Annotated in this window: 13 protein-coding genes; 9 read left to right on the top strand and 4 right to left on the bottom strand. The window is 73.0% G+C overall.

From position 1 onward, the window contains the following. Positions 1-27: 27 nt before the first annotated feature. The gene (locus DEJ09_RS17280; protein WP_111089389.1) at positions 28-846 is read left to right on the top strand and encodes an RNA methyltransferase; all 819 of its coding nucleotides are present in this window, start codon (positions 28-30) and stop codon (positions 844-846) included. Here the strand turns inward: DEJ09_RS17280 and DEJ09_RS17275 are convergent. From DEJ09_RS17275 to DEJ09_RS17265, 3 genes are read right to left on the bottom strand one after another with little or no spacing between them, the layout of a single operon-like run. Beyond that, positions 843-2,441: an AtzH-like domain-containing protein gene (locus DEJ09_RS17275; protein WP_111089388.1), complete on the bottom strand. Its 1,599-nt coding sequence runs from the start codon at positions 2,439-2,441 to the stop codon at positions 843-845. The genes DEJ09_RS17280 and DEJ09_RS17275 overlap by 4 nt on opposite strands. Beyond that, the gene (locus DEJ09_RS17270; protein WP_111089387.1) at positions 2,438-3,565 is read right to left on the bottom strand and encodes an acetamidase/formamidase family protein; all 1,128 of its coding nucleotides are present in this window, start codon (positions 3,563-3,565) and stop codon (positions 2,438-2,440) included. Before DEJ09_RS17270 ends, DEJ09_RS17275 begins: the two co-directional genes overlap by 4 nt. Next, the gene (locus DEJ09_RS17265; RefSeq protein ID WP_111046376.1) at positions 3,562-4,239 is read right to left on the bottom strand and encodes a FadR/GntR family transcriptional regulator; all 678 of its coding nucleotides are present in this window, start codon (positions 4,237-4,239) and stop codon (positions 3,562-3,564) included. The genes DEJ09_RS17270 and DEJ09_RS17265 overlap by 4 nt, the downstream gene beginning before the upstream one ends. Positions 4,240-4,386: 147 nt before the next feature. On the opposite strand from DEJ09_RS17265, the gene DEJ09_RS17260 reads away from it, so the two are divergent. The 4 genes from DEJ09_RS17260 to DEJ09_RS17245 are packed head-to-tail and all read left to right on the top strand — an operon-like array spanning position 4,387 to position 8,978. Then, the gene (locus DEJ09_RS17260) at positions 4,387-5,682 is read left to right on the top strand and encodes an amidohydrolase family protein (protein ID WP_111089386.1); all 1,296 of its coding nucleotides are present in this window, start codon (positions 4,387-4,389) and stop codon (positions 5,680-5,682) included. Further along, on the top strand, positions 5,675-6,343 hold the full coding sequence (locus tag DEJ09_RS17255) for a DUF1097 domain-containing protein (RefSeq protein WP_111089385.1): 669 nt from the start codon (positions 5,675-5,677) through the stop codon (positions 6,341-6,343). Before DEJ09_RS17260 ends, DEJ09_RS17255 begins: the two co-directional genes overlap by 8 nt. A 25-nt stretch (positions 6,344-6,368) precedes the next feature. Beyond that, a complete protein-coding gene (locus DEJ09_RS17250; RefSeq protein WP_111089384.1) occupies positions 6,369-7,601 on the top strand; it encodes a D-alanyl-D-alanine carboxypeptidase family protein in 1,233 nt (410 codons plus the stop codon). A 42-nt stretch (positions 7,602-7,643) separates the two neighbouring features. Next, on the top strand, positions 7,644-8,978 hold the full coding sequence (locus DEJ09_RS17245; RefSeq protein WP_181433406.1) for a serine hydrolase: 1,335 nt from the start codon (positions 7,644-7,646) through the stop codon (positions 8,976-8,978). Between the two features lie 46 nt (positions 8,979-9,024). Here DEJ09_RS17245 and DEJ09_RS17240 read toward each other — a convergent pair whose 3' ends face one another. Next, positions 9,025-9,819: an SGNH/GDSL hydrolase family protein gene (locus DEJ09_RS17240; RefSeq protein ID WP_111089382.1), complete on the bottom strand. Its 795-nt coding sequence runs from the start codon at positions 9,817-9,819 to the stop codon at positions 9,025-9,027. 23 nt (positions 9,820-9,842) lie between these two features. On the opposite strand from DEJ09_RS17240, the gene DEJ09_RS17235 reads away from it, so the two are divergent. The 4 genes from DEJ09_RS17235 to DEJ09_RS17220 all read left to right on the top strand — a co-directional run bounded on the left by DEJ09_RS17235 (position 9,843) and on the right by DEJ09_RS17220 (position 15,129). Continuing rightward, on the top strand, positions 9,843-11,006 hold the full coding sequence (locus DEJ09_RS17235; protein WP_111089381.1) for an acyl-CoA dehydrogenase family protein: 1,164 nt from the start codon (positions 9,843-9,845) through the stop codon (positions 11,004-11,006). Between the two features lie 664 nt (positions 11,007-11,670). Further along, positions 11,671-12,915 carry a DNA polymerase IV gene (dinB, locus tag DEJ09_RS17230; RefSeq protein WP_111030125.1) on the top strand — a complete coding sequence of 415 codons (1,245 nt, stop codon included), beginning with the start codon at positions 11,671-11,673 and terminating at the stop codon, positions 12,913-12,915. Positions 12,916-13,121: 206 nt separating this feature from the next. Further along, a complete protein-coding gene (locus DEJ09_RS17225) occupies positions 13,122-14,912 on the top strand; it encodes a DEAD/DEAH box helicase (protein ID WP_111089390.1) in 1,791 nt (596 codons plus the stop codon). A 7-nt stretch (positions 14,913-14,919) separates the two neighbouring features. Then, complete coding sequence (locus DEJ09_RS17220; protein WP_017887301.1) at positions 14,920-15,129, top strand: hypothetical protein; 210 nt, start codon at positions 14,920-14,922, stop codon at positions 15,127-15,129. Positions 15,130-15,155 lie beyond the last annotated feature (26 nt).

Here is a 15,155-nt window from a genome sequence, read left to right as displayed (position 1 = left end):
CCTCCCCACCACACCGAAACGAGCCCCGTGCACCCCGTCCGCATCGACTCCCTCGACGATCCCCGCCTCGACGACTTCGCCCGTCTGACCGACGTGGCACTCCGCCGGGTCTCGGAGCCCGAGGGTGGCCTGTACATCGCCGAGTCGAACACGGTCATCGAGCGCGCGGTTCGCGCGGGTCACGTGCCGCGGAGCATCCTGGTGCAGGAGAAGTGGCTCGACAGCGTCCTGCCCCTGGTCGCGGAGCACGACGGCCCCGTCTTCGTCGGCGCCGACGCCCTGCTCGAGGAGCTCACCGGCTTCCGGATGCACCGCGGTGCGATCGCCGCGATGCAGCGTCCCGAGCTGCCGAGTGTCGCCGACGTGGTGCAGAACGCGAAGGTCGTCGTCGTGCTCGAGGACATCGTCGACCACACGAACGTCGGCGCGGTGTTCCGGAGCGTCGCCGGCCTCGGCGCCGACGCGGTGCTCGTCAGCCCGCGGTGTGCCGACCCGCTGTACCGCCGGAGCGTCCGCGTGAGCATGGGCACGGTCCTGCAGGTGCCGTGGACCCGCATCGGCGACTGGCCCGCGGCGGGCGAGGAACTCCGCGCGCAGGGCTTCCACCTGGCCGCGATGGCGCTGACCGACGAGTCGGTCGACCTCGACGCCTTCGTGGCGGACCTGCCGGACAAGGTCGCGCTCGTGATGGGCACCGAGGGGCAGGGACTGACGCCGGCCGCGATCGCGTCGGCCGACACGACCGTCCGGATCCCGATGGCACACGGCGTCGACTCGCTCAACGTGGCCGCGGCGAGCGCCGTCGGTCTGTGGGCGGTCACCCACGCCCGGCGGCTCGCCTCCTAGCGCACCAACGAGACGGTCGGGAGGCCCGGGGCGGCCTGGTCCGGCAGCATGCGCCCGGCACGGATCACCAGGGCACGGTCGGTGGCCGGGCCGCCGACCAGGCAGACGCCGACGGGCGCGCCGTCCACGGTCAGCGCCGGTGCGCTCACCGCGGGCAGCCCACCGACGCTCGCGAGCGCGGTCATCGCCGTCGTCGCGGTCCGGGTGCGCTCGAGCGCAGCGGTGTCCGCGTCGAGCAGCGGTGCGGGTCCGGGCACGGTCGGGAACAGCAGGGTCCGACCGGCGAGGGCACGGCGGATCGTCGTACGGACCTCGTCGAGGTGTGCGACGGCGTCGGCGGTCGCGTCGGGGTCGTTCGCGCGTGCCGCCCGGAACCGGTCACCGACGACGGGGCTCAGTGCGCCGGGGTGCGCGTCGATCCAGGGCCCGTGGGCGGCGAGCGCCTCGGCGGCCTGGACGAGCCGCATCTGCTCCTGCAGTGCTGCGGGGTCCGGGATGCCGAGGTCGCGCAGCCGGACGGTCGCGACGGGTTCGTCGAGTGTCTCGACGAAGGCGGTGAAGGACCGGGCGACGGCCGGTTCGACGAGTGCGACGAGTTCCTCGGGGACGACGAGCACGGTCGCGTCTGGCGCCCCTGCCGGCGCGGGCGGCGGGACGGTGGCGTCGAGGGCGGCGAGCAGCACACCGGGGCTCCGCGTGAGCCACCCGACGGTGTCGAACGACGGCGCGAGCGGGAGCAGCCCCTCGCGGGACACCGTGCCGTGGGTCGTCCGGAGGCCCCAGAGTCCCTGGTACGAGGCGGGGACCCGCACCGATCCCGCGGTGTCCGTGCCGATCCCGATCTCGGCCGTCCCGAGGCCGACGGCCGATGCGGATCCGCTGGACGAGCCTCCAGGCAGTCGGGTGGGAGCCGCGCTGTTCGGCGGCGTGCCGTGGTGCGCGTTCCGGCCCGTCAGGTTGTAGGCGAACTCGTCGGTGCGTGCGATGCCGCGGATCGAGGCGCCGGCGGCGAGGAGCGCGGCGACCGCTGCGGCGGGCGCGGTCTCGACGGGGGCCTCGCGCAGGTGGGTCGGGTTGCCGGCGCCGACCGGCTGGCCGGGGACGGCGTAGAGGTCCTTGACGGCGACGGTCAGGCCGTCGAGTGGTCCGGAGGCGGTGGGGGCGACGAGTGGGTCGCCGACGGCCCGCCAGACGGTGGTGTCGACGGCCTTGGGGCGGCCGGTGACGTGGGCCGCTTCGATGCGCCAGCGGGTGTCGCCGTCGCGGCGCCAGAGCTGGGTCTGGAGGCCCTGCCCACCCGCGGCGAACCGGGACACCGACACGACGAGGGCGCGGTCCTCGGTCAGGGGGCGGACCTCGACGTGCGTCAGCGACCGGGTCGCGACCCCACCCCGTGCCCCGCGGAACGCGCTGATCGCGTCGTGCCCGACGAGCAGGCCGCGGTCGTCGCCGCGCATCGTGCCGGGGGAGTCGACGAACGCGGCGTCGAGGGCGTCGAGGTCGTTCGCCAGCAGGGCGGCCTCGTAGGCGTCGAGCGCCTCGAGCAGGCCTTCGGGCGCGGCGTCGGGCGCGGGCGATGCCGGGGGCGTGGTCATCGGGCGGGCTCCTCGAAGTCGGCCTTGCGGATGCGGGCGTGGACCCCGGTGACCAGGTCCACCACCTGCGAGATGTTGAAGTCGGTCGCGGCCGACAGGTACGCGTACGCCAGGTGGCGTTCCATGCCCCAGCGCGCGCCGAGGATCGCGACGGCGTGCCGGACGCACTGCCGGACGGCCTCGTCGAGGTCGGGGTCCATGCCCGTGGGCACGAGGAACTCCTGTGTCTCGGCGACGGGCCAGACCAGGTCACCGAAGCGCGCGGCGGCCTCCGCTGCCGGGGTCAGGTCGAAGCGGATCGTCGCGCGGAGCGAGGCCTCCATCGCGGTGAGCGCCACCTCGCCGTCGCCCTGGGCGAAGTGCGGGTCACCGACGTGGGCGAGTGCGCCGGGGACGAGCACCGGCAGGTGCAGCTGCGACCCGGCCTGCAGCAGGTTGACGTCGATGTTGCCGCCGTGGCGACCGGGCGGGACCGAGTGCAGCCGCTCCCCGGGGGTGGCGACGCCCATGATCCCGAGGAACGGGGCGAGGGGGAAGTGCGCGAAGCGGTCGCCGGCGGCGGTGAGCGGGATACGGCCCCGCCGGCCCTGGTCGGTGTCGACGACGTCGGCGAAGACGCTCACCGTCGTGCCGTCGACCGGGAACTCACCGTGCAGGGCGCCGCGGCCGTGCCGGTTCGACACGACGCCGTAGTGCACCCGGGGCAGGGTCTCGAGGACCGTCATCGTCAGCACGTCACCGGGACGGGCACCGCGCACCGCGATCGGCCCGGACACCACGTGCGGTCCGTCCGCCGCGGGGTCGCGGTGACCGGAGCGGGCGATCGCGACGGCGTCGGCGAGGATGTGCTCCGGAGCGACGCCGTGGTCGCCGAACCAGCCGACGGGGTCGCTGCCCTGGTCGGGGAGGATGCCCTCGTGGCTCACGGTGTCGATGGTGACCGACTCCCCGGGGCCGATCGTCAGGGCCGGGGTGTCGCCGTCGCTCGGCAGTCGGCCCCAGAGGACGGTCTCCGGGTCGACGCGCAGGGAGTGGTCACCGCGGACGGGTCCGGTGCCGGGCTGCAGGGTCGCCACCGCGGGGGCGGTGGTCTGGTGTGCAGTGGTGCGGTGTGTGGTGGTCATCGGTCCGTCCTCCGTTCGACCAGGTGGGCCACGTCGGCGAGGTGGTCGGCCATCGCCCGCGTCGCGCCCGCGACGTCGTGCTCCCGGATCCGCTCGAGGATCCGCTCGTGCCACTCGAACGACGACCGGCGCCCCTCGCTGGTGCTGTGCGAGCGGGCACGGACGTCCTGCACCCAGCCGCTGCTGAGCTCGCACAGGGACACGAGCAGGGGGTTCCCCGAGGTGCGGGCGACCTGCACGTGGAAGGCGACGTCCTGGGCGAGCGACTCCTCCGGGCTGAGCCCCGCGTGGGTGGCGGCGAGGATGCGTTCCAGGGTGAGCAGGTCGGCCTCTCCCGCCCGCGACGCCGCGAGTCCGGCGACCTGCGGCTCCACGACGGTCCGGAACTCGGCGACGTGCTCGGCCCGGTGGTCCAGGTCGTCGCGGTGGTGGTCGAGCAGGGCGGACGCTTCCTCCGGCCGCGGCAGCACCACGGTGCCACGACCAGGGGTCCGGGAGACCAGGCGACGGCGCTCGAGCTCCTGCAGCGCCTCGCGGATGGTCGTGCGGGACACGGCGAGGTCCTCGGCGAGGGTGCGTTCCGGCGGCAGCTTGTCGCCGGGCTGCAGGTCGTCGAGCACGAGCGTGCCGAGGTGGGCGGCGGTCGCCGCGCTCAGGGTCCGTCCACGGTGCATGCCCTCGACCGTAGGGCCGGTTGGTCTGCTTGGTTCATTGGTACGACCATCTTTTACACGGCCGTCACACGCGGCGTCGGAAGCCGAAACACGGCGGGCGAATGGTGGAGCACGTCCCACCCGCACCGACCGGAAGAGGGGTTCGACGTGGACCTGGTCCTCACCAACGCACGGCTGACCGACGGTCGATCCGTCGACGTCACCATCGCCGAAGGCGTGATCGTCAGCGTGGCCGACGCGCTGCCCGGTGCCGCCGCTCCCGCTGGTTCCGCTCGCGTGGTCGACTGCGCCGGGCGCGTGCTCATCCCCGGACTCATCGAAGCGCACCTGCACGTCGACAAGGCCCTGCTCGACCGGGAACGCCCGAACCCCGACGGCACCCTCGCCGGCGCCATCGCCGTCACGGGGGAGCTCAAGCGCGGCTTCACCCACGCCACCGTCCGCGACCGCGCCCGCACCCTGCTCGACCAGGCCATCACGAACGGCACCACGCTCGTCCGCGCACACCCCGACGTCGACCCGATCGTCGGGCTCACCGGGGTCGAGGTGCTGCTCGACCTGCGCGACGAGTACCGGGACGCCCTCGACCTGCAGATCGTCGCGTTCCCCCAGGAGGGCATCGCCAAGGCACCGGGCACCCTCGCGCTGCTCCGTCAGGCGCTCGCCGCGGGGGCGGACGTCATCGGTGGCTGCACGTACAACGAGCACACCCTGGCCGCGTGCCACGAGCACGTCGAGACCGTCCTCGACCTCGCCGAGGAGTTCGGGGTACCGGCCGACCTGCACGCCGACTTCGCCGACGACACCTCCGACCCGCGGTACGCCCTCGCCGGGCACATCGCCGACCGCGTGACCGCCCGCGGGCTGCAGGGGCGGGTGGCGCTCGGGCACGTGACCTCGGTCGCGAGCCTGCCCCGCGGCGAGCGCCGGGCGTTGTTCGACCGTCTCGCAGCTGCCGGGGTCGCCGTCGTGCCGCTGCCCGCGACCGACCTGCACCTGGGGGGACGGTCCGACGACCACGACGTGCGGCGCGGGGTCGTGCCGGTCCGCGAACTCTGGGACGCCGGGGTCACGAGCGCGTACGCGTCGAACAACGTCCGGAACGCCTTCACCCCGTTCGGCAACGCCGACCTGCTCGACGTCGGGCTGCTCCTGGCGCAGACCGGGCACCTGTCCGGCCCGGACGACCTGCGCCGGGTGCTCGCCATGGCCACCACGGGGGCGGCGGAGGTCGTCGGCGTCGCGGACACCCACGGCATCCGGCCCGGCGCCGCCGCCGACCTCGTGGTGCTCTCCACCACCGACCCGGACGGCGTCCTGCTCGACCGGCCGGACCGCGCCCTCGTCCTCAAGCGCGGCCGGGTCGTCGCCGAGACCACCCGGACCACCCGCCTCACCACCAGCCGCACCACGAACCGATCGAAGGAACTCAGCCATGCGTGAACGGATCCCGCACGAGATCGTCGCCTCCGTCCTGGCCGGTGCCACGGCGTTCATCGGGGGCAACGCCCTGCACCTGCCGACCTGGGCGATCTTCATCAGCTGGGCGGGGATGTTCCTGCTCGGCAGCAAGCCGACGCTGCGGAACGCCACGCGCCTGTGGGCCGCGATGCCGATCGGCTCGGCGTTCGGCCTGGTCATCGTCCTGCTCGACCAGCGGTTCGGCACGCTGTTCGGCGAGGGGCAGGCGGCGCAGAACACCGTCCTGGCGCTGCTCATCCTCGTCGTGAACTGCGCCCTGATGTACACCGGTCGCACGAAGCTGTTCGGGCTCGTCCCCGGGATGTTCCTCGGGTTCGCCTCGTTCTTCGCGACCTGCTTCGGCGGCTTCGGGTTCGACCCGGGGAACGCCTGGGCCGCCTGGGTGTCGGTCGTGCTGATGAACGCGCTCGGGCCGGTGTTCGCCTACCTGTCCCGCCGCCTGACCTTCGCCCGGGCCGAGACGACGGGCTCGGCCGGTTCGGTCGGCTCGTCCGACCCGGCCGCTTCGGCCGTCCCGGCCGCTTCGGCCGACCCGGTCGCCGCGACCGACGCCGGCGGCGCAGCGGCCCCGGCTCCCGCTCCGGAACGCCAGCCCGACCAGCCCGTCGCAGCCTCGGCCTAGGAGCGGACCGGTACGCTCGGGTCCCGTGTCACGAGTCGTCCGCCGCCCCCGCTCCGCCGTCCGGAGGCCGGTCACGATCTCGGTGGTCGCCGTCCTGCTCCTGGTGGCGGGGTACCTCGTCGCCGCGGCCGTCGTACCGTTCGGCCCGGCGAGCGCCAGCACCACCACGTACTCGGCACCGAAGACGACCGTCCCGGCGCTGAGCTTCCCGGGGTACGGCGCGACGGCGGTCGAGGCGACGGACTTCCCGGAGAGCCTGCGCACCAGCGGTGACACGAAGCCCCGGTCGATCGCGAGCATCACGAAGGTCGTCACGGCGCTCGTGGTGCTCGACGAGAAGCCGATGGCCGCGGGGGAGTCCGGTCCGTCCATCCGCTTCACGAAGCAGATGGAGGGCCTGTACGCCAAGTACGCGGCGCAGAACGGCGAGGTCGCCCCGATGCCCGCCGGCCTGAAGCTCACCGAGCACCAGACGTTCCAGGTGATGCTGATGAAGTCGGCGAACAACTACGCCGGCGCACTCGCCATCTGGGCCTTCGGGTCGATCGCCGCCTACGAGCACGCGGCGAACGACTGGCTCGACGAACACGGCCTGGACGACACCACGATCCACGAGCCGACCGGCCTCGACCCGGACAACACCTCGACCGCCACGGACCTGGTCGAGCTCGGGCAGTTCGCGCTGGCGAACCCGGTGGTGAAGGACATCGTCGGTACCCAGGACGTCACGATCCCGACGGTCGGCGAGATCGAGAACTCGAACAAGCTCCTCGGGCTCGACGGCATCGAGGGGATCAAGACCGGCACCCTCGACGAAGCCGGCGCCTGTCTGCTGTTCGCGGCGACGTACGAGCGCGGCGGCAGGGACGTCACCGTCGTCGGCGTGATGCTCGGCGGTGTCGACCACGACTCCCTCGACGTCGACGTGCAGCGGCTGCTGCGGTCCGTTGCGGACAACTTCCAGGTGGTGACGCTCACCCACCAGGGCCAGACCTTCGGCACCTTCTCGACCCCGTGGCAGAACGAGGCCGACGCGGTCACGACGAAGGCCGCCGAGGTGCTCGTGTGGGGCAAGACCACCGTCACCGCGAAGGCAAAGCTCGAGCAGGTGACCTTCGGTACGAAGGGTGAGCGGGTCGGGCAGGTGCGGTTCCGCATCTCCGACCACGACCCGGTCACGGTGCCGCTCGTGCTCGAACGCACGATCGACGACCCCGGCGTCTGGTGGCGCTGGACGAACCCGTTCCAGGGGGCGTGACGCCCGTCGGCCGCCGACCGTAGAGTCGGTCGGGTGACGACGATGACGACGTTCCCCCGGACCACCCCCGCCGCCCTCGGCATCGATCCCGGCGGCGTGACCGCCCTGCTCGACGCCCTCGAGTCCACGCCCGGCGTGGAGCCGCACAGCATCATGCTGCTGCGGCACGGCCAGGTCGCGGCCGAGGGCTGGTGGCAGCCCTACGCCGCGGACCGCGTGCACCTGCTCTACTCGCTGAGCAAGAGCTTCACCGCCGCCGGGGTCGGCATCGCCGTCCGTGCGGGCCTGATCGACCTCGACGCGACCGTGCTGTCGTACTTCCCGGAGCTCGACGCCGACGTCACCGACGAACGCAGCCGCCGCATCCGCGTCCGGCACCTGCTCGCGATGGCGAGCGGCCACCGCGAGGAGACGATCGACCGCGCCCGGGCCCTCGACCCGACGAACACGGTGCGCGGGTTCCTGCTGCTCCCGCCGGACGAGGAGCCCGGCACGGTCTTCGCATACAACCAGCCGTGCACGTACACCCTCGCCGAGATCGTCCGGCGGGTGACCGGCGGGTCCCTCGTCGCGTGGCTCCGCCCGCACCTGCTCGACCCGCTCGGCATCGACGACCTCGCCTGGCGCCGCGACGACACCGGCGCGGAGCTCGGCTACAGCGGGTGCTACGCGCCGACCGACGCGGTCGCCAAGCTCGGCCAGCTGTACCTGCAGGGCGGCGTCTGGGACGGCGAGCGGATCCTCGACGCCGACTGGGTCGAGCAGGCCACCAGCACGCAGGTCGCCAACCCGGACGAGGCCAACCCCGACTGGTCCCAGGGCTACGGCTTCCAGTTCTGGATGGCCCGCCACGGCTTCCGCGGCGACGGCGCCTACGGCCAGTTCTGCGTCGTCCTGCCGGAGCAGGACGTCGTCCTCGTGATGACCGGTCAGAGTCTCGACATGCAGGCCGTCCTCGACGCGGTCTTGGAGCACCTGCTGCCTGCCGTCGACCGCGCGTCCGACGCGTCCTCGGCATCCGCCCTGGAGGCACGGCTCGCCTCCCTGGGACTGCCCGCCGTGGACGGTGGTCCGCTGCAGGGCCTCGCCGACGTCGGTCCGCTGGCCCGCGACGGCGACGGGTGGCGGCTCACGCTCGACGTCGACGGCGGCTCCCTGTCGGTGCCGGTCGGGCAGGGGGAGTGGGCCGTCGAGGGCCCGCTCGCCGCGAGCGGTGCCGTCGCGGACGACGGGACGGTCCTGGTCGACGTGCGGTTCGTCGAGACCCCGCACCTGGCGCACGTCCGGATCGAACCCGCCACGGGATCGACGACGACGAGCTGGCAGACCGAGCCGCTGCACGACGGACCGCTCACGCTGCGGCGCCCAGCGGACTGAGGGCCCGCGGCTCCGCGGCCTCTCGTCCCTCGGCCCCGCGCCGCGCCTACGGGGTGTCGGAGGGGTGCTCGGTGACGATCTGCAGCTCGGGTCGCTTCGCCGACACCCCGTCGCCGGACGAGGTGTGCTTGATGCGCCGGACCACCCACGGCACCAGGTACTCCCGGGCCCACCCGAGGTCCTCGGCGCGGGCTTCACGCCACGGGCGTGCCTCGAGCGGGTCCGGGTTGAACGGTTCGAGCCCGTGCGGCACGCCGAGGGTGTCGAGCACCGCCGCGGCGATCGTCGAGTGGCCCATCGGGGAGTGGTGCAGCCGGTCCGGAGCCCACATCCGCGGGTCCCGGAGCACCCGGAGTGCCCACATGTTCGCCACCAGGGCGCCGTGCTTCAGGGCGATGGCGTGCAGGTTCTCGTTGTAGATCGCCGTCTTGCCGCGGACCATGCCGAGCACCGGGGTCATCCCGACGTCCGGGCCGGTGAACAGCACGACGGTGGCTCCGTCGCGGCGCAGGTCGGCGACGAGCCGGTCCACGCGCTCGGCGAGCTCGTCGGGGTCCGAGCCGGGGCGGATGATGTCGTTGCCGCCGGCGGACACCGTGATGAGGTCCGGGTGCAGGGCGACGGCGGCCTCGGCCTGCTCGTCGATGATCTGCTGCAGCAACCGCCCGCGGATCGCGAGGTTCGCGTAGGCGAAGTCGTCGGCCTGGTGTGCGAGCACCTCGGCGACGCGGTCCGCCCAGCCGCGGTTCCCGCCCGGGACGGTGGGGTCGGGGTCCCCGATGCCCTCGGTGAACGAGTCACCGATCGCGACGTACCTGGTCCAAGGATGACGATCTGACACGTCCCGGACCCTAGTCTCGTGGCATGACGAAGGCCAACACGGACGCCGTCGGCTGGTCGGTGCCGGACGAGCTGCTCAGCCGCATCGCCGAGCGCGCCCCCGGCTACGACGCCGCGAACGCGTTCTGCACCGAGGACCTCGACGAGCTCCGCGCCGCCGGCTACCTGCGGATCGGCGTCCCCGTCGAGCAGGGCGGGGCAGGCCTCGGCCTCCGCGCCACCGCGCGGGTGCAACGCACCCTCGCCCAGGCCGCACCGGCGACGGCACTCGGTCTCGGCATGCACCAGGTGTGGGTGCAGGCGGCCCGCGCCGTCCGTACGCGAGGCGAGTTGTTCCTCCAGGCCGTCACCGACCACGCTGCGGACGACCACCTGCTCGCATTCGGGGTGAGCGAACCCGGCAACGACGCCGTGCTGTTCGACTCGTCGACGACGGCGGAGCCGGACGGCGACGGCGGGTACCGGTTCACCGGCACGAAGGTCTTCACGTCCCTCGCACCCGCGTGGGACGTCATGAGCGTCTTCGGCAAGGACACCTCGGGGCCGGAGCCACGGCTCGTGCACGGGTTCGTCCTGCGGTCCGACGGCGACGTCGAGCACCTGGACGACTGGGACACGCTCGGGATGCGCGCGACGCAGAGCCGCACCACGAAGCTGCTCGGCGTGCACGTCCCCGCCGACCGCATCGTCCGGTCGCTGCCGGTCGGGCCGAACCAGGACCCGCTCGTGTTCGGGATCTTCGCGTCGTTCGAGCTCCTCATCGCGTCGGTGTACGCCGGGATCGCGGAGCGGGCGATCACGCTCGCGGCGGCCGCCGTGGCGGGGCGGACCGCGGCCGACGGCACCCGGCGGTCGCAGGACCCCGACGTGCGCCGGGCGATCGCCGACCTGCGCGGTTCGGTCGACGCGATCACGCTGCAGGTCGACTCGCTGGCGCGGTCGGTCGACGAGCTCGACGACCTCGGAGCCCGCTGGTTCCCGCTGCTCGTCGGCACGAAGGCCCGGGCGGTGGACACGGCGCAGCACGTCGTGGACGAGGCCATGCGCGTCGTCGGTGGCTCGGCGTTCCGGTCGTCGAGCGAGCTCGCGCGACTGGCGCGTGACGTCCGGGCGGGGCAGTACCACCCGTCGTCGCGGGACTCCGCGGCGCGGACGATCGCCGCGTCGGTGCTCGGCCCGCTCGGCTGAGCGCTGCGCTCGCACGGTGCGAGGTTGGCGTGGCCGCGCACGGTGCGGTGTCCGTCGGCCGGTGCGAGCTTGCCCGCTCGGTGCTGCCCTGTGCGGCCGCACGGTGCAACCAACCCGGCACCGAGCCGCGAGGGGTGCACGGTGCGGTGGGCGCGACGGCGTCGTGGCGTGGCGGCGCACGGTGCTGGGTCCGTCGGCTGGTGCGAGCTTGCTCGCTCGGTGCTGCCCTGTGGTGCCGCACGGTGCAACCATCTCGGCACCGAGTTGCGAAGGGCGCACGGTGCGGTGGGCGCGACGGCGTCGTGGCGTGGCGGCGCACGGTGCTGGGTCCGTCGGCTGGTGCGAGCTTGCTCGCTCGGTGCTGCCCTGTGGTGCCGCACGGTGCAACCATCTCGGCACCGAGTTGCGAAGGGCGCACGGTGCGGTGGGCGCGACGGCGTCGTGGCGTGGCGGCGCACGGTGCTGGGTCCGTCGGCCGGTGCGAGCTTGCTCGCTCGGTGCTGCCCTGTGGTGCCGCACGGTGCAACCAACCCGGCACCGAGTCGCAAAGGGCGCACGGTGCGACGGCGGGCGAGCAACCGTGCACGACGGGACGAACCTCGCACCGAGCGGCCGTGAGCACGCCCCGCACGGCGATGTCGGCGGCGCCTGGCATCATCTCGGTGTGAGCAAGCAGGACGGACGGAACCGCCTCGTCTCCGACGCACCGGTGGACGACGTCTCGGCGACCGTGCTGCACGTCGACATGGACGCCTTCTTCGCCTCCGTCGAACTGCTCGACCGCCCCGACCTGGTGGGGCTGCCGGTCATCGTCGGACACGACTCCGACCGCTCCGTCGTCACCGCCGCCACCTACGAAGCCCGTCGCTACGGGGTCAACTCAGCGATGCCGATGGCGATCGCCAAACGCCGCTGCCCGAACGCCGTCATCGTCGAGCCGCACTTCGAGAAGTACCGTGCGAAGTCCGCCGCGGTGATGGCGATCTTCGACCGGTTCACCCCGCGGGTCGAGCGCCTCGGCATCGACGAGGCGTTCCTCGACGTCGCCGGCGCCCTCCGCCTGTACGGCACCCCGTGGCAGATCGGCCAGGCGATCCGCCGCACGGTCTTCGCCGAGACCGGTCTGCACTGCTCCGTCGGTGCGGCATCGACGAAGTTCGTCGCGAAGCTCGCCTCCAGCCGGTCGAAGCCGGACGGCCTGCTCGTGGTGCCCGCCGCCGACACCGTGGCGTTCCTGCACCCGCAGCCCGTGTCCGCGCTCTGGGGCGTCGGCGGCAAGACGCAGGAGACGCTCGAACGCCGGGGCATCCGCACGGTCGGCGACCTGGCGAACACCCCGCTCGGGTCGCTGGTGTCGGCACTCGGTCCGGCCGGCGGGCAGCGGCTGCACGACCTGTCATGGGGTCGCGACCCCCGCGTGGTCGACACCGGCGTCGGCGAGAAGTCGATCGGGCACGAGGTCACGTTCGGTCGCGACCTGACCGAGCGCGACGACGTCGCACGCGAACTCCTGCGCCTGGCCGACAAGGTCGCCGTCCGCCTGCGCCAGGCCGACGTACAGGCCCGGACCGTGGCGCTCAAGGTCCGGTACACCGACTTCACCACCCTGACCCGGTCGCGCACGCTGGCGGAGCCCACCGACGTCGCGAAGCGCCTGCACCGCGAAGCCGTCGAGCTGTACGACGTGCTGCACCGACCGGGCAACCAGATCCGGCTGATCGGGGTGCGCGGCGAGAACCTCGTGCCCGCGGCCGCGAGCAACGCGCTGTGGGACGACGACGCGCCGTGGCGTGACACCGAGACCACGGTCGACGCGGTCGCCGCACGCTTCGGCGCCGGCGTGCTGCGACCGGCATCCCTGGTCCGCCGGACCCCTGACGGCGGCGTCCCGCACGCTCGGCAGGACTGACGGTGGCGGTAGAATCGGGTTCAGTGAGCGCAGCGGAGTACGAAGACCAGCAGCCCGCCACGCTGTGGGCGGAGTCGGGTGACGACCAGTCCGGCGCAGGCGGATCGTCGTCGACGCACGACGGCAGCCAGGCGCACCAAACCCAGGCGTACCAGACGGCGCAGGCGCAGGGTGACGCCGCCCGTGACGAAGCCGACGCCGCGGCCCTGGCCGAAGCGGCCGGCAACTCGGCCGTCCAGCACCTGTCGCCGGCGTTCCCGGACCGGGCCGCCTGGGGCACGGCGTCGAAGCTCCGCGCCTGGCAGATCGAAGCGCTCACGAAGTACTTCGAGAAGGAACCCCGCGACTTCCTCACGGCCGCGACCCCCGGCGCCGGCAAGACCACCTTCGCGCTGCGGTTGGCGACCGAGCTCCTCGCCCGCGGCACCGTCGACCGCATCGTCGTCGTGGCCCCGACCGAGCACCTGAAGCGCCAGTGGGCCGACTCCGCTGACCGCGTGGGCATCCGGATCGACCCGATGTTCAAGAACGGCGACGGCATGTTCGGCCGGCACTACCAGGGCGTCGCGATCACCTACGCCCAGGTCGGCATGAACCCCGAGGTGCACAAGCGCATCACCGAGGGCGGCCGAACCCTGGTCGTCCTCGACGAGGTCCACCACGGTGGCGACGCCCTGACGTGGGGGGACGGCATCCGAGAGGCGTTCTCCGGCGCCACCCGCCGGCTCTCGCTGTCGGGGACCCCGTTCCGGTCCGACACCGCACCGATCCCGTTCGTGCAGTACGCCCCCGACGAGCAGGGCATCCGCACCTCGATCTCCGACTACAACTACGGCTACGGCCGAGCGCTGAAGGACGGCGTCGTCCGCCCGGTGCTGTTCATGGCCTACGCGGGCCAGATGCGCTGGAAGACCCGGATGGGCGACGAGATGTCGGCGTCCCTGGGTGAGCAGGTCACGAAGGACATCACGGCCCAGGCCTGGCGCACCGCGCTGTCACCCGAGGGCGAGTGGATGCCGGCCGTGCTCTCCGCGGCCGACAAGCGCCTGACCGAGGTCCGTCGTGGTGTGCCCGACGCCGGCGGCCTGGTCATCGCCACCGACACCACCACGGCGCGCGCCTATGCCCGGATCCTGCAGCAGATCACGGGGGAGCGTCCCACCGTGGTGCTGTCCGACGAAGCCGCCGGGTCGAGCCGCATCAGCGCGTTCGCCGAGGACACCTCGCGCTGGATGGTCGCCGTCCGCATGGTGTCCGAAGGTGTCGACGTCCCACGGCTCTGCGTCGGCGTCTACGCCACGAGCGCGAGCACGCCGCTGTTCTTCGCCCAGGTGATCGGCCGCTTCGTGCGTGCCCGTCGCCGCGGTGAGACCGCGAGTGTCTTCCTGCCGAGCGTCCCCGGCCTGATGGCCCTCGCCGCCACCCTCGAGCTCGAGCGCGACCACGCCCTCGACCGCCCGAAGGACGCCGACGACGGCATGTACAACCCCGAAGACGCGATGGTCGCCGAGGCCAACAAGGAAGACCGCGCGTCCGAGAGCCTGCTCGAGGTCCAGCCGTTCGAGGCACTCGACTCGCAGGCGTCCTTCGACCGCGTCCTCTACGACGGCGGTGAGTTCGGCACCGGCGGCGAGGTCGGTTCCCTCGAGGAGCTCGACTTCATCGGCATCCCCGGGCTCCTCGAACCCGACCAGGTGCGCGACCTCCTGCGCGCGCGACAGGCGACGCAGGCGAAGCGCTCCAAGGGCCGCACGGCCAAGGACGGCATGCCGAAGCCGCCCGAGCCCGACCGCCCGATGTACATGACGATCAAGGAGCAGCGCACCGAGCTCGCCCGGCTCGTGTCGATCTGGTCCCGGCACTCGAACGAGCCGCACGGATCGATCCACGCCGAACTCCGGCGGATCAGCGGTGGCCCGGCCGTGGCGCAGGCGAGCATCGAGCAGATCCAGAAGCGCATCGACATCCTGCGCTCCCGCATCGGCGGGCGACGGTGACCGCGGCGTGATCGAGCCGGTCGACGATCGCACCTGGTACGTCAAGCGCGACCCCGAGGCGTCACCCGAGGCGATCATCGACCGCTTCGGCGGCGGCTACCGACTGCGCCGGTTCTCGCTCACCGAGTCCCGCCGCACCCCGCACGGGGTGTTCACCGGACCCGAGCTGGCCGAGACCGCGTGGTGGCGGCTCCGCGACAGGCCGCGGAACTCATGACGCGCCAAGCCAAAGTCCGGTAGACC

Origin of the sequence: Curtobacterium sp. MCLR17_055 (assembly GCF_003234305.1) — a bacterium.
GTDB lineage: Bacteria > Actinomycetota > Actinomycetes > Actinomycetales > Microbacteriaceae > Curtobacterium > Curtobacterium flaccumfaciens.
The sequence above is the reverse complement of the archived record's forward strand: the minus strand, read 5'-3'. Positions and strand labels throughout refer to the sequence as shown.